Origin of the sequence: uncultured Tateyamaria sp. (assembly GCF_947503045.1) — a bacterium.
Taxonomy (GTDB): domain Bacteria; phylum Pseudomonadota; class Alphaproteobacteria; order Rhodobacterales; family Rhodobacteraceae; genus Tateyamaria.
In genome coordinates this window covers 1,272,544-1,291,988 of sequence record NZ_CANNCF010000001.1, presented here as the reverse complement: position 1 = coordinate 1,291,988, position 19,445 = coordinate 1,272,544, and the positions used below count along the sequence as shown (strand labels likewise).

Annotated in this window: 18 protein-coding genes; 10 read left to right on the top strand and 8 right to left on the bottom strand. The window is 62.8% G+C overall.

Annotated elements, in window-relative coordinates; genetic code table 11:
- Window position 1: 1 nt before the first annotated feature.
- Entirely contained in the window at window positions 2-1,822 is a 1,821-nt protein-coding gene (glmS, locus tag Q1A89_RS06515; protein ID WP_299725099.1) for a glutamine--fructose-6-phosphate transaminase (isomerizing), read from the top strand.
- Window positions 1,819-2,502, top strand: a complete 684-nt coding sequence (locus Q1A89_RS06510; RefSeq protein WP_299725097.1) for a DNA alkylation repair protein — start codon at window positions 1,819-1,821, stop codon at window positions 2,500-2,502. The genes glmS and Q1A89_RS06510 overlap by 4 nt, the downstream gene beginning before the upstream one ends.
- A 53-nt stretch (window positions 2,503-2,555) precedes the next feature.
- On the opposite strand, the gene Q1A89_RS06505 is transcribed toward Q1A89_RS06510, so the two are convergent.
- Window positions 2,556-3,011 carry a hypothetical protein gene (locus Q1A89_RS06505; RefSeq protein WP_299725095.1) on the bottom strand — a complete coding sequence of 152 codons (456 nt, stop codon included), beginning with the start codon at window positions 3,009-3,011 and terminating at the stop codon, window positions 2,556-2,558.
- Between the two features lie 45 nt (window positions 3,012-3,056).
- Here Q1A89_RS06505 and moaA point away from each other — a divergent pair, with 45 nt between their 5' ends.
- From moaA to Q1A89_RS06490, 3 genes are read left to right on the top strand one after another with little or no spacing between them, the layout of a single operon-like run.
- Complete coding sequence (gene moaA, locus Q1A89_RS06500; protein ID WP_299725093.1) at window positions 3,057-4,064, top strand: GTP 3',8-cyclase MoaA; 1,008 nt, start codon at window positions 3,057-3,059, stop codon at window positions 4,062-4,064.
- Between the two features lie 5 nt (window positions 4,065-4,069).
- Window positions 4,070-5,365, top strand: a complete 1,296-nt coding sequence (locus Q1A89_RS06495) for a 3-deoxy-D-manno-octulosonic acid transferase (protein ID WP_299725091.1) — start codon at window positions 4,070-4,072, stop codon at window positions 5,363-5,365.
- On the top strand, window positions 5,358-6,407 hold the full coding sequence (locus tag Q1A89_RS06490) for a glycosyltransferase family 4 protein (RefSeq protein ID WP_299725089.1): 1,050 nt from the start codon (window positions 5,358-5,360) through the stop codon (window positions 6,405-6,407). The genes Q1A89_RS06495 and Q1A89_RS06490 overlap by 8 nt, the downstream gene beginning before the upstream one ends.
- A 48-nt stretch (window positions 6,408-6,455) precedes the next feature.
- Here Q1A89_RS06490 and Q1A89_RS06485 read toward each other — a convergent pair whose 3' ends face one another.
- The 7 genes from Q1A89_RS06485 to Q1A89_RS06455 form a co-directional block, all read right to left on the bottom strand.
- Entirely contained in the window at window positions 6,456-7,622 is a 1,167-nt protein-coding gene (locus Q1A89_RS06485) for a M20 aminoacylase family protein (protein ID WP_299725087.1), read from the bottom strand.
- A 28-nt stretch (window positions 7,623-7,650) separates the two neighbouring features.
- Window positions 7,651-8,817 (bottom strand): M20 aminoacylase family protein, encoded by a 1,167-nt coding sequence (locus Q1A89_RS06480; protein ID WP_299725085.1) that lies wholly within the window; start codon window positions 8,815-8,817, stop codon window positions 7,651-7,653.
- A gap of 19 nt (window positions 8,818-8,836) precedes the next feature.
- Window positions 8,837-10,180 (bottom strand): FAD-binding oxidoreductase, encoded by a 1,344-nt coding sequence (locus Q1A89_RS06475; protein WP_299726131.1) that lies wholly within the window; start codon window positions 10,178-10,180, stop codon window positions 8,837-8,839.
- 70 nt (window positions 10,181-10,250) lie between these two features.
- Window positions 10,251-11,405, bottom strand: a complete 1,155-nt coding sequence (gene argE / locus Q1A89_RS06470; RefSeq protein ID WP_299725083.1) for an acetylornithine deacetylase — start codon at window positions 11,403-11,405, stop codon at window positions 10,251-10,253.
- On the bottom strand, window positions 11,402-12,121 hold the full coding sequence (locus tag Q1A89_RS06465) for an SDR family oxidoreductase (protein WP_299725081.1): 720 nt from the start codon (window positions 12,119-12,121) through the stop codon (window positions 11,402-11,404). The genes argE and Q1A89_RS06465 overlap by 4 nt, the downstream gene beginning before the upstream one ends.
- On the bottom strand, window positions 12,122-13,954 hold the full coding sequence (locus Q1A89_RS06460; protein ID WP_299725079.1) for an ABC transporter ATP-binding protein: 1,833 nt from the start codon (window positions 13,952-13,954) through the stop codon (window positions 12,122-12,124).
- A gap of 93 nt (window positions 13,955-14,047) precedes the next feature.
- Window positions 14,048-14,275, bottom strand: coding sequence for a hypothetical protein (locus tag Q1A89_RS06455; RefSeq protein ID WP_299725077.1), 228 nt, complete (start codon window positions 14,273-14,275; stop codon window positions 14,048-14,050).
- Between Q1A89_RS06455 and Q1A89_RS06450 the strand changes: the two genes are divergently transcribed.
- The 5 genes from Q1A89_RS06450 (at window position 14,274) to Q1A89_RS06430 (ending at window position 19,406) form a co-directional block, all read left to right on the top strand.
- Window positions 14,274-15,977, top strand: coding sequence for a peptide ABC transporter substrate-binding protein (locus Q1A89_RS06450; RefSeq protein WP_299725075.1), 1,704 nt, complete (start codon window positions 14,274-14,276; stop codon window positions 15,975-15,977). The two genes, Q1A89_RS06455 and Q1A89_RS06450, sit on opposite strands and share 2 nt — an antisense overlap.
- Window positions 15,978-16,126: 149 nt before the next feature.
- Entirely contained in the window at window positions 16,127-17,134 is a 1,008-nt protein-coding gene (locus tag Q1A89_RS06445; RefSeq protein ID WP_299725073.1) for an ABC transporter permease, read from the top strand.
- Window positions 17,127-18,113, top strand: a complete 987-nt coding sequence (locus Q1A89_RS06440; protein WP_299725071.1) for an ABC transporter permease — start codon at window positions 17,127-17,129, stop codon at window positions 18,111-18,113. Before Q1A89_RS06445 ends, Q1A89_RS06440 begins: the two co-directional genes overlap by 8 nt.
- A gap of 183 nt (window positions 18,114-18,296) precedes the next feature.
- Window positions 18,297-18,818 carry a DinB family protein gene (locus tag Q1A89_RS06435; RefSeq protein WP_299725069.1) on the top strand — a complete coding sequence of 174 codons (522 nt, stop codon included), beginning with the start codon at window positions 18,297-18,299 and terminating at the stop codon, window positions 18,816-18,818.
- Window positions 18,819-18,953: 135 nt separating this feature from the next.
- Window positions 18,954-19,406 (top strand): cupin domain-containing protein, encoded by a 453-nt coding sequence (locus Q1A89_RS06430; protein ID WP_299725067.1) that lies wholly within the window; start codon window positions 18,954-18,956, stop codon window positions 19,404-19,406.
- Window positions 19,407-19,445: the final 39 nt, after the last annotated feature.

Sequence of the window (19,445 nt, the reverse complement as noted above, 5' to 3'; positions counted from 1 at the left end):
CATGTGTGGAATTGTAGGGGTTCTGGGCAGCCACGAGGTCGCGCCCATTCTGGTCGAGGCGCTGAAACGGCTGGAATATCGCGGCTATGACAGTGCGGGTATCGCCACGGTCAACGATGGTGTGCTGGACCGCCGCCGCGCGGTGGGCAAGCTGGTCAACCTGTCTGACCGGCTGGTGCATGACCCGCTGGCGGGCAAATCCGGGATCGGACACACCCGCTGGGCCACCCACGGCGCGCCCACGGTCGACAATGCGCACCCGCACCAGTCCGGCCCCGTGGCCGTGGTTCACAACGGCATCATCGAGAACTTCCGCGAATTGCGCGCCGAGTTGAGCGAAGCGGGCCTGCATTTCCAGACCGAAACCGACACGGAAACCGTGTCCCTGCTGACCCAGCATCATATGAATTCCGGCATGTCGCCCGTGGATGCGGCCTTTGCCGCGCTTGACAGGCTCGAAGGAGCGTTTGCGCTGGCCTTTCTGTTCAGCGGGCAGGACGATCTGATTGTGGCGGCGCGCAAGGGATCGCCGCTGGCCATCGGGCATGGGGATGGCGAGATGTTTGTCGGCTCGGACGCCATTGCGCTGGCCCCGATGACGGATCGCATCACCTATCTTGAAGAAGGCGACCGCGCCGTTGTCACCCGCACAGGCGTTGAAATCCGCGACGCGCAAGGCGCGCTGGCCAATCGCGAGATGCGGCAGGTGCAGATGGATTCGACCCGGATCGACAAGGCCGGGCACAAGCACTTCATGGCCAAGGAAATCGCCGAACAGCCCGTGGTGCTGGCCAATACGCTGGCCAATTACCTGAGCGCAGATGGCGCGATCACACTGCCCGACCCGGGCATCGATTTTACCGCCATCGACCGGCTGACGATGGTGGCCTGCGGCACCGCCTATTACGCCTGCCTCACGGCAAAATACTGGTTCGAGCAGATCGCGCGCCTGCCGGTCGAGGTCGATGTGGCCTCTGAATTCCGCTATCGCGAACCGCCAATCCCGGCCCGCACGCTGGCGCTTTTTGTCAGCCAGTCAGGCGAAACCGCCGATACGCTGGCGGCGCTGCGCTATTGCGAGGGCAAGGCGGACAAGATCGTGTCGGTAATCAACGTCCCCGAAAGCTCGATCGCGCGGGAAAGCGATCTGGCCCTGCCGATCTTTGCCGGTGTTGAGGTTGGCGTGGCCTCGACCAAGGCCTTTACCTGCCAGTTGACCGTCTTGCTGATGCTGGTGCTGAAGGCGGCGCGCGCCCGCGGGACGATCACCGATGCGCAGATGGCCGATCACATCTCTGCCTTGCGCAGTGTGCCCGCGCTGATGAACCTTGGCATTGCCCAAGGCGAGGCGATGCAATCCACCGCCCGCCAACTGGCCGAGGCGCGCGACATCCTGTTTCTGGGACGCGGCGTGATGTATCCACTGGCGCTGGAAGGCGCGCTTAAACTGAAAGAAATCAGCTATATACATGCCGAAGCTTATGCATCCGGCGAGCTGAAACATGGCCCAATCGCCCTTATCGACAAATCGGTGCCCGTGGTGGTCATGGCCCCGCGCGATGCGCTTTTCGACAAGACAATCTCGAACATGCAGGAGGTCATGGCGCGCAAGGGCAAGGTCGCCCTGATCTCGAACGCCGCCGGAATAGCAGAGGCCGGGGACGGCACCTGGGCACAGATCACCATGCCCGATTGTTCTGACGTGGTGGCCCCAATCCTCTATGCGATCCCGGCGCAACTGCTGGCCTATCACACCGCTGTCGCCAAGGGCACAGATGTGGATCAGCCCCGCAACCTCGCCAAATCGGTGACGGTCGAGTGAGCCCCGAGGACGCGCTGGCCGAGATCGCCGCCCATGGCGATGCGACCCGTGCCGAAGGGGCCAAGGCCTATCACAAGTCAAAACGCGTCCATCTGGGCGTTCCGAACCCGGTTCTGAACGATCTGACCAAGGCATGGCGCGCCGCACTGGATGTCGAGGCGCGTGTCGCTCTGGCCGACGGGCTTTGGGCCACGGACATTTTCGAGGCGCGGCTGGCCGCAGCCAAACTGCTCACCCAGGCGCGCATCCGGCCCGATGATGCGGCCTGGGACCTGATCGTGTCCTGGGTTCCCGATTTTGACAGTTGGGCCATCGCCGATCACGCCTGCATGGCCGGGCAGCGCCGGTTGGTGGCGGACCCATCCCGGCTGGATCAGGTCGAGGCGTGGACAGGGTCCGATCACATGTGGACGCGCCGGGCGGCGCTGATCATCACCCTGCCCTGGACCAAGCAGAACTTTCCCAAGCCCGAAGAGGTTGCCGCCCGCGAGCGGGTTCTGGGCTGGGCTGCCGGGTATGTGTCTGACCAACAATGGTTTATTCAAAAGGCCGTGGCATGGTGGGCGCGTGAATTGGGCAAGCATGATGCGCCGCGCGCGCGGGCGTTTCTGTCCGAACATGGGGACGGGATGAAACCCTTCGCCGCCAAGGAAGCGGCCAAGTATCTGCCTGACGGGTGACGCTGGACGGAATCCGACACGGGGTTCCGGACGTTTTCCGAGATGGAAAACGGCTAGGCCCCGAACACGTCCACTTCGACAAGATCAGCGGGTGAGACCCCAAGCGCCTGCATCGCGGCAAGCGACATGCGGCTTCCGGCGGTCTTTGGCCCCTCGATCGGAATCAGTGTGACCGACACACTTTTGTCGGTCTTGGCGCTGTAAACCCGCGCCTGTCGCTCCGCACGCACCAACGGCGTTTTCAACCACAGCCCCGGCTCCGCCGGATTGCCCAAAGAGGCCACTGTGCGCCCAAGCGTGCCGACTGAGACTTCGGGCTCTGTCACCACCGGGCGTTGATCAGGACGGGCCAGCGGACGCTGTGCGCCGCTTGGGGCAATGGCCGTGTCGTCGGTGCCCACGCCCGGGCCGTCATCCGGGGGCGCAATCAACGTCGCGCAGCCCGCCACACAGAGCACAGAGATCAACATCCATCGCATCCCCGCACCATAGCCCACAGAAAATCGCACGCAATGCCCCTTGCAGGTGTCCGCCTGCGCACATACGACTAGGACATGACAGCCCCATTGATTGATCCCTTCCTGCGCGCGATCACCTACCTGCGCGTTTCGGTCACCGACCGCTGCGATTTCCGCTGTGTCTATTGCATGTCGGAAAACATGACCTTTCTGCCCAAGAAGGAACTGCTGACCCTCGAGGAACTCGACCGCATGTGTTCGACATTCATCGGGCTGGGCGTGGAAAAGCTGCGGATCACCGGGGGCGAGCCTCTGGTGCGGCGCGATATCATGACGTTTTTCAATGGGATGGGCCGCCATCTTGAAGCAGGTACGCTCAAGGAGCTGACCCTGACCACCAATGGTAGCCAGCTCGAACGCTTTGCCACCGACCTTTATGCGGCGGGCGTGCGGCGGGTGAACATCTCGCTCGATACGCTGGATGAGACAAAATTCGCCGACATCACCCGTTGGGGACGTCTGCCGCAGGTGCTGCGCGGTGTGGATGCGGCCCTTGCCGCAGGCCTCAAGGTCAAGATCAACGCTGTTGCCCTCAAAGGCTTTAACGAAGACGAGCTTGAGACCATCACGCAATGGTGCGCCGAGCGGTCCATGGACCTCACCTGGATCGAAGTCATGCCCATGGGTGATCTCGGCAACGAGGACCGGCTGGGCCAGTACTGGTCACTGAAGGACGTGCGCGCGCGCTACGGCGATCACTTCACCGTCACCGATCTGGCTGAACGCACGGGCGGTCCGGCGCGCTATGTGCGCCTTGAGGAAACCGGGCAAAAGATCGGGTTCATTACGCCCCTGTCCCATAATTTCTGCGAAAGCTGCAATCGCGTGCGCCTGACCTGCACGGGCGAGATCTACATGTGCCTCGGCCAAGAAGACATGGCTGATCTGCGCGCGCCCCTGCGTGCCCATCCCGATAGCAACGCGCCGCTCGAAGAGGCCATTCGCGCGGCCATCGGGGCCAAGCCCAAGGGCCATGATTTCGACTATTCCCGCCAGCGTCTTGACGGGCAGATGCCCCGCCACATGAGCCACACAGGCGGTTAGGGCCGATGCGGCCCACCGCCCTGTTTTATCTTTACAAGGCCGCCAGCACCCTCGCCCTGCCCTTTGCCGCGCGCCGGGCCGTGAGCAAGCTGCGCAGCGCCGGTGTCAGCGTCACCCGCGCCCATGAACGGCTGGGTCATGCCAGCGCCGAACGGCGCGCGGGCCCGCTGATCTGGTTTCATGGCGCAAGCGTGGGCGAGGCGAAATCGGCACTGGCCCTGATTGCGCGCATCGCCAGTGATCACCCGGATGCGGCCATCCTGCTGACCTCCGGAACCGCGACATCGGCCCAAGCCGTGGCCGGACGCCTGCCGCGACGCGCCGTGCATCAGTTCAGCCCGCTGGACGGCACCGGCCCTGTCAGCCGCTTTTTGCGCCATTGGCGCCCCGATCTGTGCGTGTTGGTCGAATCCGAGCTGTGGCCCACCCTGCTCGATCAATGCGCGCACAAGGGCATCCCCGTCGCCCTGCTGAACGCGCGCCTGTCGGACAAGTCCGCGCAAGGGTGGAAACGCTTTCCCGGCACAGCCGCCTATGTGCTGCGCGGTATCGTGATGGCCCATTGTCAGGACATGCGCAGTCGCACTCACCTGCGCGACATGGGGCTGGAGATGGCGCAGCAGGGCGCGAACCTCAAATCCATGATCGGCCCGCCGCTGATCGCGCCCGACGTGGTGGAGGCTGCCCATGCCGAGTTGAAAGGTCGCCCCATCTGGGTCGCCGCCTCGACCCATCCGGGCGAGGAAGAGGCGGTGCTGGCCGCCCATACCCGCCTGCTGAGCGACCATCCCAACCTGTGCCTGATCCTTGTTCCCCGCCATCCCGAACGGGCCGATGAGGTGCTGGGGCTGATCCGTACGGCAGGTCTGAGCGTGGCGCAGCGCAGCACCGGCGGCACGCTGGGAGATGGTGCGCAGGTCTATCTGGCGGACACGATGGGCGAGACCGATCTGTGGTATGCGCTCAGCCCGATCGTCTTTCTGGGCGGGTCGTTCACGGATGTGGGCGGGCATACGCCGTTTGAGCCTGCCGCAGCCCGATGCGCGATCCTGCATGGACCACTTTATGCCAACTTCTCCGAAGCTTACGCGGCGTTCCTCATGAAAGATGCCAGTGTCGAAGTGGCCGATGCTACTGTACTTGCGTCCGAACTCCACGCCCTGCTGACCCACCCCAGCCGCGCAGCACAGCTCGCGGCAAATGCCCGCCCGCTGGCCGAAAGCGGGGAGGCAGCACTGGGGGAGCTCGCCGCCCGCCTCTTCTCTTTGGCCGAAGCCCACGCTATGGGTCCGCATGACTGATCTGAGTACCATCGATGTGATCGCCCCGAACTTCAAACGGCGGCATTCGGGTGTGACCTCGACCGTGATCCGGCTTGTGCCGCTGCAGGCCAAACAGATCGCCATCACCAGTTGCGCCCCCGATCTGCCGCCAGAAGTGCCCAATGTGGCGTGGACAAAGCTGCTGGGCATGACGCGCAACGGGCTGTCCGGGCCGCGCGTCTGGCATGCCCGCCGCAATGTCGAAATGGTTGCGGGCCTTGCGCTGAAATACGCGCTGTTCAAGAACATGCGCCTGCTCTTCACCTCGGCCGCGCAGCGCCGTCACAAGCCGTTTACCCGCTGGCTGATCCGTCAGCAGGATGCAATCATCGCGACCTCTTCGAAATCCGCGGCCTATCTGGAACGTCCGGCAGAGGTGATCCGGCACGGGGTGGATTGCGCGCAGTTCAGCCCGGCCGAGGACAAGGCCGCATTGCGGCGCGCGCTGGACCTGCCTTCAGGCACGCTGATTGGCTGTTTTGGCCGCATTCGCCACCAAAAGGGCAATGATCTGTTTGTTGATGCGATGCTGCGGGTCCTGCCCGATCACCCGGACGCCCATGCGCTGATCATGGGGCGGGCAACGGCGAACAATCAGGACTATCTCGATGACCTCAAGGCCAAGGTTACGGCTGCCGGGCTTGAGGGGCAGATCCATTTCCGCGACGAGGTCCCGATCGACACGCTGGCGGACCACTTTCGCGCGCTCGACCTTTATATCGCGCCGCAACGATGGGAGGGGTTTGGCCTGACCCCGCTTGAGGCCATGGCCTGCTGCGCGCCTGTGATCGCGACGCGCGTCGGGGCATTTGAGGAACTGGTTGTGGACGGAGAGACCGGCAATCTTGTCGAGATCGAGGATGTCGATGCCATGGCCAGCCACACGCAGGCCCTGCTGAGCGACCCGGAAAAAATGTTGCAGTGGGGGCAAGCCGCGCGCGCGCACGTGCTTGCCAATTTCCAGCTGCAACAGGAGGCGGACGCGATTGTCGCGATCTACCGCCAACTGCTCGGCAGCTAAGGGACGGTGGGTGGGGCGACCTGCCAAAGGCAGGAGCGTCACATGCCGTCAGGACGCAATCGGCAGCCGCTGCTCCACGATCTCGGCCCACCACGAACAGCCCGCCGGGATCGCCTCGTCGTTGAAGTTATATTCGGGGTGATGCACCATCGCCGTGTCGCCATTGCCCACAAGGATATAGGCGCCCGGGCGCTCTTCGAGCATGAAGGCGAAATCTTCGCCCCCCATCACCAAGGGTGCCTCATCGCACTGGCCAGAGACCGAACGCGCCACGGAGGCGGCAAATTCCGTCTGTTCGTCGTGGTTCACCATCACCGGATAGTTGCGCTGGTATTCGACCCGCGCTGTGCCGCCAAAGGTCGCCGCCACGCCGTTGCAGATCTCGCTCACCCGCTTTTCGGCCAGATCGCGCATTTCAGCCGACATGGTGCGCACGGTGCCATAGATCTGCACTTTTTGCGGGATCACGTTGAAGGCTTTCGAGGACGTCTCGAACGAGGTGATCGACACCACGATCCGGTCAATCGGGTCGGCATTGCGGCTGACGATGGATTGCAGGGCGGTGACGGCGTGGGAGGCCATCAGAGTCGTGTCGATGGTTTCCTGCGGTTTGGCCGCATGCCCGCCCAGCCCTTCGAATTCGATGTTGAGCAGGTCAGTGGCGGCAAAGAACGGCCCCGAGCGGATCGCAAATTCGCCCGTAGGGCGGCCCGGCCAGTTGTGCATGCCATAGACTTCGTCGATGCCCCACCGCTCCATCATGCCGTCATTGCACATCTCGCGCCCGCCGCCGCCGCCCTCTTCGGCCGGCTGAAAGATCACCACAACCGTGCCGTCGAAATTGCGGGTTTCGGCCAGGTATTGCGCGGCCCCCAGCAGCATGGCCGTGTGCCCGTCATGGCCGCAGGCATGCATCGCATTCGGAGTCTTCGACGCATAGTCGAGCCCCGTCTGCTCATGGATCGGCAGCGCATCCATATCTGCGCGCAACCCGATCACCTTGCCCGAACCCGAGGCCCGCCCCTTGATTACGCCCACCACACCCGTGCGTCCAATGCCCGTCACCACTTCGTCACAGCCGAACCCTTGCAGCTTGTCCGCCACCAGCGCGCTGGTGCGGTGGGTGTCGAACAGGATTTCGGGATGTTCGTGCATGTCGCGTCGCCAGGCGGTGATGTCGGCCTGCATTTCGGCAAAGCGGTTCTTGATGGGCATCGTGCTCTCCTCGTTTTTTGGGTGCGGATTATTGCGCGGGCATGCGCTGTTCGACCAGTTCGACAAACCAGCTGCATCCCGCAGGAATGGCATTGTCATCAAACACATAGGCCGGATGGTGGACCATGGCCCCGTCGCCGTTGCCAAGGAACATATAGGCCCCGGGGCGCGCGTTGAGCATAAAGGAAAAGTCCTCGGCCGCCATGATGGGGGGCGTGTTGATATCCACATCCGGGGCCACGACGCGCGCTGCGGCAATCGCGTATTCGGTGTGTTCAGGATCGTTCACGGTGACCGGATAGCCGATGCGGTAGTCGACCTCGGCCACGCAGTCATAGGCCTCGGCTGTGGCCTTGGCGATGGCCTTGACCCGCGCCTCGACATGGTCGCGCACCTCCGGGTCCAGCGCACGCACGGTACCGGTCATACGGGTCTGCTGCGGGATGACATTGTGCGTGTCCACATCCGAATGCAGCGCGCAGACCGACACCACGGCAGAGTGCAGCGGATCGACATTGCGGCTGGTGATGCTTTGCAAGCCAAGGATGATATGGGCGGCCGTCACATTGGGGTCAATCGACTGGTGCGGCGCTGCGGCATGGCCGCCCTTGCCCGTCACCGTGATATAGAATTCGTCCGCCGAGGCCATCAGCGCCCCGGGCCGGATGGCGAATTGCCCGGTCGGGTGGCCCGGCATGTTGTGCAGGCCGTAAACCTCTTGCACACCGTATTTATCCAGCACCCCCTCTTCGACCATGACGCGCCCGCCCCCGCCGCCTTCTTCGGCGGGTTGGAACATCAGCACGACGGTGCCATCGAAATTGCGGGTTTCGGTCAGATATTGCGCGGTGCCAAGCAGGATCGAAGTGTGCCCGTCATGGCCGCAGGCATGCATGACACCTTCGTTTGTGGAGGCATAGTCCACGCCACTGGCCTCGAGGATGGGCAGTGCGTCCATGTCGGCGCGCAGACCAATCACGCGGCCCTTGGTGTCGGTGCGCCCCTTGATCACGGCCACCACGCCGGTTTGCGCGACGCCCGTCACGATCTCGTCCACACCGATTTCGGTCAGCCGCTCGGCCACAAAGGCCGACGTCTGATGCTCTTCGAACCCCAGTTCGGGGATGGAATGGAGGTGATGACGCCAGCCAACGATATCGGCATGGGTTTCCGCGAGACGATTCCTGATCGGCATCGTGTTTCCTTTCTGGGTCTCAGACCGAGGGGCCAATGCGCATCGCCGAACCGTCCGAAAACCGGCTCAGGCGGAAGCGTGACAGATCATGCCCCACCTCGCCGCCGGTGACCAGAGCGGCGAGCACCTTTCCCATGCCCGGCCCGATGCCAAAGCCGTGACCGCTCATGCCGGTGCCAATCGTGACGCCGGGCAGTGCGGCAACGCGGTCCACCACCGGCACCACGTCGGGCATGGTGTCGATCATGCCGGCCCAGGCCGTCTTGATGCGCACCGGGCCCAGTTTGGGAAACAGGGCGCCAAAGTCGCGTTGGAGGGCGGCGACCTTGCCCGCATTTGGCGCAGGGTTCAGCACGCGCATCTGCTCGAACGGGCTGGCCTCATCCTCGGCCCATCTGCGCGGCGTCCCCCATGCGTCCGGAAAGCCGCGCGGCGCAGCAGGCAGGAACCGGGTGCCAAACGGATCGGCGCGCAATTGTGCGAGGTATTTGGGCAGGGCGCGAAACGCGTCCAGGCCGACGAACAGTTCATGATAGCCACCCGCAGCCAGCGAATAGCCGCCGTCGGCGCGCGGGCGAAAGGCGATCCGGTCGTCCGCAGCTCCGCCGGGATAAACCATTGGCATGGCTTCGGTCGCCGCGACCGTGGCGCGCACGGACAACTGTGGCAGAGCCACCCCGTGCCGCCGCAGGAACAGGGCCGACCACGCACCAGCGGCAAGCACCACCTCGGTTGCCTTGATCCGCCCCTGCTCGGTGATGACGCCCGCCACTTTTCCGGCCTCGATGTCGAGCGCGCGTACGGCACAGTTTTCCACGATGCTGGCCCCGGCCCGCGCGGCGATCCCGGCCAGTGCGGGCACGGCAACCCAAGGCTCGGCGCGCATGTCCGACGCGGTAAAAAGCGCGCCGTGATAGGTTTCGGACATGCCGGGGATCAGATCGGCAGTCTCGGCAGAGCTGAGCAAGCGACTGTCCAGCCCATGGGCCTGCGCATTAACCAGCCATTTGGCATAGCCCGCCATCTCTTTTTCCGTGTGGGCGAGATAGGTGACACCGCCCGTGGTGAGCCCGATATCGACATTGGTCTCACCCGCCAGATCGCGCCAGAGCTGGTTGGCCTCGATCATGATCGGCAATTCGTCTGGGTCGCGGCCCTGCTGTCGGATCCAGCCCCAGTTGCGCGCAGATTGCTCGCCCGCGATGCGCCCCTTTTCAAGCAGCACAACCCGCTTGCCGTCCCGCGCAAGGTAGAGCGCCGTGCACACGCCAATCACGCCACCACCGATCACCACGACATCGGCCTCTTGGGGATGCGGGCCGGGCCATGTGACGGGCGTCGCATCATGGATCGGGAAATGCATCAGCTCATCCACCCGCGGGTCGGCGGGCGGGCGCCTTTTGAGCGTCGCTCAAAACAGTCCCGCACGACGATCATGCCAGCCGCGCCACCAGATCACGCATAAAGGCATGGCCTGCATCGAATTGGGCAACGGTGATGAATTCGTTGGGCTGGTGGGCCTGTGCGATATCGCCCGGTCCGCAGACCACCGCCGAATAGCCCGCCGCCTGGAACTGCCCGGCCTCGGTGCCATAGCTGACCACGTGGCCTGCATTGTCGCCGGTGATCGCGCGCACCAGCGTCTCCGCTGCGCCGTCCTGCTCCGGTTTCAAAGGCGGCACATTGAACCGTTCGTCGATCTCGACCCGCGTGTCGGGATGGATGGCCTGCATGCCGGCCTCGATTTCGGCGACATGGGCCAGATACGCCTCTTTCAGTGCCACCGTGTCATCCCCGGGCACGGCGCGGAAATCCATGCCAAAGCGGCAGGACTTGGCCGTGATGTTGTGGGCCGTCCCGCCCGTGATCTGCCCGACATGCCACGTGGTAAAGGGCGGGTCGAACATCGCAGCCAAGGGCGGCGGCGTTGCGGCCATGTTCTCGGCGTTGCGCTTGTTGGCAAAGTCGATGATCTTGGCCCCTTCCAGAATGGCACTGACCCCGGTGGGCAGCAACGAGGAGTGGACCTCGAACCCGATCACGTGGGTGTCAAACCCCTGCCCGCCCTTGTGGCCGGTAACCGCGCGCATCATCGAAGGCTCGCCCACGATCACCGGGCCACCCTTGGGCACCACGCCCTGCATGGCCTCGATCATCGGCGGGGCACCAAGGCAGCCGACTTCCTCGTCAAAGCTGAGCGCGATCTGCAGCGGCTTGCCTGCATGATGCGCCTCGACAAGCGCCCAGACGGCCAGCGCATCAAAGCCCTTCATATCGCAGGTGCCGCGCCCGAAATACTTGCCCTCGCGTTCGGTCACCACAAACGGGTCCGTATCCCAGGGCTGGCCATCCACGGGCACCACATCCGTGTGGCCCGACAGCACCACGGCCCCTTCGACCTCGGGGCCCACATGGGCAAACAGCGCCGCCTTGGGCTGGTCGGGGTGATAGTAGCGATGGCAGGTGATGCCGTGGCTGATCAAATAGTCCTCGAGCCAGTCCACCAGCGGCAGGTTGCTGTCCCGGCTGACGGTGGGAAAGCTGATCAGCTTGGTCATCAACTCCAGCGGTGTCATGCGTGTGCTCATAGGCGATACCCTCCGGATACGGTCAACACCTCGCCGGTGATGAAGGATGCCGCATCGCTCAGCAGAAAGACCACCGCATCCGCGATGTCCTTGGGCGTACCCATACGGCCCAGTGCGGTCATATCGACAAAGGCCTGTTTCAGCGCGTCGTCCCGGCCCGCATCCGGCACGTCGATGGCCCCCGGGGCCACCGCGTTGATGCGGATGCCCTTGGGGCCCAGCTCCTTGGCCGCGCCTCGCGTCCACAGATCAAGGGCGGCCTTGCTGGCACCATACATCACCGCCCCCTTGGGTGGCAGCACCGCGTTGACCGAAGAGATATTCACCATGGCTGATCCAGTCTGGAAATGCGGCAGGGCTGCTGCCAATAACCCGTGGGCGGCAAAGAGATTGACGTCGAACATGGCGTGGCAGGCGGCCGCATCATATCCCTCAAGTGCCGAGACCGAGATGTCGCCTGCATTGTGCACCACCGCGTCAAGCCGTCCAAACCGTTCGATTGTCGCCGCCACCAGATGGGCGGGTGTTGTCGCATCGGTCAGGTCACCTTGCACGGTGGCCAGATGGGCGCCCGTCTCCAGACCCGGGTCAGTCGAATTGAAATGCACCATCACATCGTGACTGTCGCGCAAGGCCGCAGCGATCCCGGCCCCGATCCCACGCGCACCGCCGGTGATCAGGACCGATTTGCGCGCCGTGACGCCTTGGGCCGACACTCAATACCCGCTGTCGGTGGTCAGCACCAAATGGCCCGGCTCGACCTCATCATAGGCCGAAGGCTGGGCGACATAGCTGGTCGGGTGGATGGGTGACGGGATCGGTTTGAAGTTCAGATCCTTTTCATCCTTGCGCTGGCGCGGATCAGCGATGGGCACCGCCTTCATCAGGGCCTGGGTATAGGGATGCTGGGGGTTTTCAAAGACGCGGGCGCGCGGACCCATTTCGACGATGCGGCCCAGATACATGACGCCCACATGATGGCTGACCCGCTCGACCACAGCCATGTCGTGGCTGATGAACAAAAAGGACAGGCCCAGTTCGGCCTGCAGCTCCATCATCAGGTTCAGCACCTGCGCCTGCACCGAAACGTCCAGCGCCGACACCGCCTCGTCCGCGATGATCAGCTTGGGGTTCAGGGCCAGTGCGCGGGCGATGGCGACCCGCTGGCGCTGCCCACCCGAAAGCTCGTGCGGATAGCGGCGCATGAAGCTGCGCGGCAACTCGACCCGGTCAAACAGCATCTCGACCCGTTCGGTGCCCTCGCTGCCCTTGAACATGTTAAAGTTGCGCATCGGTTCGGCCACCTGATCGCCCAGCTGCATCTGCGGATTGAGCGAGGCAAACGGGTCCTGAAAGATCATCTGCATGTCCAGCCGCGCGGTGCGCAACTCGCGGTCATTGAGCGCCATGATGTCCTTGCCGTCCAGAACGATATGGCCCGATTGCGGCTCCACCAGACGCAGGATCGAGCGGCCCGCCGAAGACTTGCCGCAACCCGATTCCCCTACAAGGCTCAGCGTCTGACCCTTGTTGATGGTAAAGGACAGATCCTCGACCGCGTGCACATTGGCCACAAGGCGGCGAAAGAACCCGCCCCGCACCGGAAAGCAGGTGGTCAGGTTCCTGACCTCCAGCAGCGGCTCATCCGTGCCGGGGATCGGCTTGATTTCGTTCTGCGCGCGGCCCATCAGCTTCATCGGTTCGGGGGCGGCCTTGCCACGCATCTCGCCCAGCTTGGGCACCGCGGCCAGCAGCGCCTTGGTATAAGGGTGCTGCGGGTTTTCAAAGATTTCCTCGACCGTGCCTTCCTCGACCTTGTTGCCGCGGAACATGACCACCACGCGGTCGGCCATCTGGGCGACCACAGCCATATCGTGGGTGATGAACATCACCGCGGTGCCGGTCTCGCGCTTGAGGCGGTCCATCAGGGCAAGGATTTCGGCCTGAATGGTCACATCCAGTGCCGTGGTGGGTTCATCCGCGATCAACAGGCGCGGCTCGCAGGCCAGCGCCATGGCGATCACGACGCGCTGGCGCATGCCGCCGGACAGTTCGTGCGGATATTGTTTCAGGCGGCGTTCGGGTTCGGGAATGCGCACCTGCTTGAGCAGCTCAAGGGCGCGTTCCTCGGCCTGTTGCTTGCTGAGATTGCGGTGGAGGCGCAGCCCTTCGGTCAGTTGGCGCCCCACGGTAAAGACCGGGTTGAGGGCGGTCATCGGCTCCTGAAAGATCATCCCGATCTCGTTGCCGCGGATCGTGCGCATCAATTCCTGTTCGGTCGTGGCCAGATCGACCGGCCCCTCATCCTTGCGATCAAAAATGAGGCGGCCACCGGCGATCTCTCCGCCGCCAAATTCGACAAGCCGCATCAGGGACAGGGACGACACCGACTTTCCGGACCCGGATTCGCCCACCACACAGACGGTTTCGCCCGAATTGATCGAGAACGAGACATCCTCGACCCCCAGCACCGGGCCGTCCTTGGTCTGGAAGGCGACCCGCAATTCCTGGATTTCGGCGATTGGCTTCTGGTCGGTGTGATCAAGCATGTACATCCCCGCTGTCGCGCCGTTTGGCTCGGTTTGAGCCGATTTGGCTCACCTTTTGAAAAGAGTGGTCGAAGCCTCAGGCACTGTCAAACTTTAGATGTCCAAAATCATCCCTTGACCGCACGCGAGGCTTGCATTTTCGCCAAAGTCTGTTTCGATGTTGGCGTGTGCTTGGGGGCAAAGGGCAAAATCGTCGGAGAAACCGTAGGTTACGCCGGTATGCGATCCGAATTTCCCAAGCGTTGAAAAATGCGCTCCGGCCAACGGGGCGCGCGATTGACGGTTCAGGTGCGCCGGACCGTCCAACAAGGAGTAAAACATGACATTCAAGACCCTTCTTATGGGTGCTGTTGCAACCGCGGCCCTTGCGCCGGCGGCCTTCGCCGAGCGTGGCTCGGATGGCGAAGTCAGCATCATCTATTGGCAAGCCCCGTCGATCCTGAACCCGTATCTTTCGGGTGGTACCAAGGACATCGAATCCTCCTCGCTCGTGATCGAGCCACTGGCACGCTACAATGAAGTGGGTGAGTTGACCGCATGGTTGGCTGCCGAAGTGCCCACCGTTGGCAATGGCGGCGTGAGCGACGACCTGACCCAGATCACCTGGAAGCTGAAAGAGGGCCTGTTGTGGTCTGACGGCACGCCGGTGACGTCGGCCGATGTGAAATTCACCGCCGATTACTGCATGAACCCCGAAGGCGGTTGCGCGCAGCTGGCCAAGTTTGACGGCGTTGAAAACGTTGAAACGCCCGATGCACAGACCATCGTGGTGACGTTCAACCAGCCCAAGCCCAACCCCTATGGCCCCTTTGTCGGCGGTCAGTCCCCGATCATTCAGGCCGCACAGTTTGCTGATTGCACAGGCGCCAAGGCCCCTGAGTGCACAGACGCCAACTTTGGCCCGATCGGCACCGGCCCGTTTGTTGTGGACGATTTCCGCCCCAATGACGTGATCCAGATGTCGGCCAACCCGAACTTTCGCGATCCGGCCAAACCGGCCTTTGCCAAGCTGACCTTCAAAGGTGGCGGTGACGCTGCCGCAGCGGGCCGCTCGGTTCTGGAAACCGGCGAGTTTGACTATGCCTGGAACCTGCAGCTGGCGCCCGACGTCATTGCGCGCATGGAAAGTGCCGGCAAAGGCAAGGCCGTCGCAGGCTTTGGCCCACTGGTCGAACGGCTTGAGATGAACCTGACCAACCCGTCGCCCGATCTGCCGCCGGAAACCCGTGCGACAGTGGCCGAACCCCACCCGTTCCTGAGCGACATCAACGTGCGCAAGGCCCTGTCCATGGCCATCGACCGGCCGCTGCTGGTTGAAGTGGGCTATGGCACCGCCGGTAAAGTGACCTGCGATCTGGTCCCTGCCCCTGCGATGTTTGCAAGCGGTGATCAGCACTGTGCCACGCAAGACATCGACGGCGCCAAGGCGCTGCTCGACGAAGCGGGCTGGACCGACTCTGATGGTGACGGCATCCGCGACAAGGACGGCGTCAAGCTGAGCATCCTCTACCAGACCTCGACCAACGCTGTCCGTCAGGACTTTCAGGCGCTGATCAAGCAGTGGTGGAGCGAAATCGGTGTTGAAACCGAACTGCGCAACCTTGATGCATCCGTGTTCTTTGGTGGTGACCCAGGGTCGCCTGACACGTTCCAGAAGTTCTATGCGGACGTGGAAATGTATGCCAACACCTTTGACGGCACAGACCCCCAGCAGTATCTGGCGGCCTACCGTTGCGGCAACGAACCCAAGCCATCCAGCCAGTGGCAGGGTGAGAACATCAACCGCTTCTGTGATCCGGCCTATGACGCGCTGATCGACGAGCTGGGACGCACCGGCGACATCGAGAAACGCGCAGAAATCGCGATCAAGATGAACAACATGCTGACCAAAGACACATTCACCATCGTGCCGCTTGTGCACCGTGGTCGTGTGTCGGCCCACTCCAACACGCTGGGCGGCGTCAAGCTGAACGTCTGGGACAGCGAGCTGTGGAACGTGGCCGACTGGCACCGCGTCAACTGAACCGGGCAAGGCGGAGGACACCTCCGCCTTACTCATCCCCCGCCGGTGGCCATTGCTGATCGGCGGGACCTCATACCCCGTAAGGCGGACATGTTGTCCGCCCTGCGCCCGCCAACAAAAAAGACCTCCGAAAAAGGACTGGCCGCTTTATGCTGACATTCACAATCCGCCGGTTGATCCTGTCGATCCCGACGCTTTTGTTCATCAGCCTCGTCATTTTCCTGCTGCTGCAGCTGGCGCCCGGCGATCCGATGGCGCAGGTGCCCCTGACCGTCCCGCCCGAGGTCAAAGAAAAGATGCGCGAAGCCCTCGGCCTCGGCCAACCCATCCACATCCAGTACTGGAAATGGATTGTGCAGTTCTTCTGGATCGAACCGCAGGTGCTGCTCGATCACTGGCTCGGGACCACCTTTTCCGAAGGCAAGCTGCGCGTGATCTCATGGCAGACCCGCAGCCCCGTGATGGACATCGTGGTGCAGCGCATTCCGCAGACCCTCTGGGTCGTGGGCCTGTCCTATATCGTTGGCATCCTGATCGCCCTGCCCATTGGCATCTATTCGGCTTACAAACAGTATTCGGTCTTTGACCAGTCCGGCACGTTCATTACGATGATCGGCTTTTCGATCCCACCTTTTTTTACCGGACCGCTGCTGATCGTGGTCTTTTCGGTGCAGCTGGGCTGGCTGCCCTCGATCTATGACACCACCCACGTGGTGACCGACTGGGCCAGTTTCAAAGTGCAGTTCATGCAGATGGTGATGCCGGTCATGGTGCTGGCGCTGCAGACCACCGCGCAAATCTCGCGCTACATGCGCTCGTCCATGCTCGACAACCTTGGACAGGACTATGTGCGCACCGCCCGCGCCAAGGGCCTGCGCGAAGGGGTTGTGGTCATGCAGCACGTGCTGCGCAACTCGATGATCCCGGTGATCACCGTGATCGCCCTTGGCATTCCGGCCATCTTTGGCGGCGCGATCATCACCGAAAACGTGTTCAAGGTGAACGGGATCGGGCAGCTTCTGCTGACCGCGCTCTTTGCCAATGACATTCCCATGGTGATGACGCTGACCTTTATCTTTGCGATCCTGATCGTGCTCTTCAACCTCATAGCCGACGTGCTCTACGGCGTGCTCGACCCGAGGATCCGCTATGACTGATCAAGCCATCGACCCCTATGCCGCCCTGCAGGACAAGGAGCCGCCCAAGGCCCCCCGCAGCCAGTGGAAAGACGTTTGGGACCAGTTCAAGCACCACAAGGGCGCGTTGTTCGGCGGCGGGTTCCTGGTCTTTATCACCCTGGCCGTGCTGATCGGGCCGTGGCTGTGGCAGGTCGATCCGCAGGCGACCCCCAAGGGGCGCGAAATCCTGACGATGCGCGATATCCGCCCCATCTATGTGGCGCTCTGGGACAATACGGCCAAGGTCGACTGGGCTCATCCGCTGGGCACCGACCAGATCGGGCGGGACTTTCTGGCCAACCTGATTGCGGGCGGGCGCGCCTCGATGGCCGTGGGTTGGGCGGCGATGGTGCTGGCCCTGCTGATCGGCACCGCCGTGGGCGTTGTGTCGGGCTATTTCAAAAAGGCCGACTTCTGGCTGATGCGCTTTACCGACCTTGTGCTGTCCCTGCCCATCCTGCCCCTGCTCTTGGTTGCAGTGACCCTGTTCCGACAACCGCTCAGGGCAAATTTCGGACCCGAAGGGGGCATGTTCATCTTGATTGTCGGGGTCATTGGCCTCACCTCATGGATGCAGACCGCGCGGATCGTGCGCGGCGACATTCTGGCATTGAAAGAGCGCGAGTTCATCCTCGCCGCCCGCTCGATCGGGACCACGTCGGGGTCGATTATCATGCGCCATCTGTTGCCCAACGTGATCTCGCCGATCATGGTGTCAGCCACGCTGGGTCTGGCCACGGCGATCATCACCGAAAGCGCGCTGTCCTTCCTCGGCGTCGGCTTTCCGTCGGACTTTCCCACATGGGGCAAGCTGCTGGCGGATGCGGTGCAGCGGATGGAGCAATACCCCGAACGGGTGATCCTGCCGGGCCTGCTGATTTCACTGACAGTGCTGGGAGTAAACTACCTTGGCGACGGCCTGCGCGACGCACTTGATCCGCGGATCCGGGGGCGCTGAGGTCGTAAGACTGTGGGACTTTCCTGTCCTGCCTGACGCTTGACGCTATTGCTGAAATGGCGGAGCCTAAAACAGTTGCGTGGCGGCACTGACTTGATCGCCAGGCAACCTCGTGCACGAGACCACGGTGTGGTTAAGCACAACGGACAGACGCTTCGATAAGCGTCCCAAAACCATCCCAACATGAAAACAAAGGAGTCTGAGAAGATGATCTCAGCCGAAAATTGCCGACTCATGGCCCGCTACAATGCGTGGCAAAACACCTCTTTGGTGACAGCCGCTGGCGGTCTCAGCGATGCGGCGCGCTGGATGGATCGCGGCGCGTTTTTCCAATCCATTGCGGCCACGCTGAACCATCTTTATTGGGCTGATGCCCTGATTTTGCAGCGATTGAAGGGAAACCTGCGGCCAGAGGAGACCATCACACACTCCCTTACCAGCCCATCGAACTGGGATGACTTCGTGAACCTGCGTGCGAAACGTGACGCGGAGATTGAAGACTGGGCACGCGGTTTGATGGATCATGACCTGGAAGGCATGGTTGTCTGGTATCCGGGCGACGGCGCGACCCGGATTGAGCGGCCAAAGACCCTCTGTGTCGCTGAACTCTTCAATCACCAGACCCATCACCGGGGGCAAGTCCACGCCATGTTGACCGCCGCAGGTGTGGTGCCCGAGCCAACCAATCTGTCAATGCTGCCATAGATCGTGCGAAATGCACGTGATCAGCGTGCTGCGCGAACGCCCCAAAAAGGAGTCGAACAGGCCGTTGATTGGGAGATAGAATAGGGGGCGTAGCGCTGACAAAACGCACTTGCCAACACGATCTGGAGGCCCCGCATGATTGCTCGAAAGAACTCTGTCGCCAAAGAACGCATTGACGGCACCTGGTCGCGAACAGAGCAGAAAGTTGGTGCGGCCTTTGACCTCATGCATCTCGGCGCGAATGTAGTGACTTTGGCGCCGGGCGAGACTTCGTCTGATCGGCACTGGCACAGGAATTCAGACGAAATCCTCGTCCTTTTGGAAGGCGAAGCAACGGTGATAGAGGACGACGGCGCACATGTGTTGACGCCCGGAGATATCGCAGTCTGGCCCGCCGGAGCCCAGAACGCCCATCATGTGAAGAACATGTCCGCCGCACCGGTCGTCTACTTCGTCGTTGGATCACTGCCGGAAACCGACCTCGTGCGCTATCCGGACAGTGGAGAGACCCTGTTTCATGAGCCGCCCAACTGGCGTTTGGTGGCTGACGATGGGACCGTCTTGCGCCAAGGCAGGACGGACGACTGACGCCAGACCCTGAGCGCTCCGAGGGGCGCTGACCGTCAG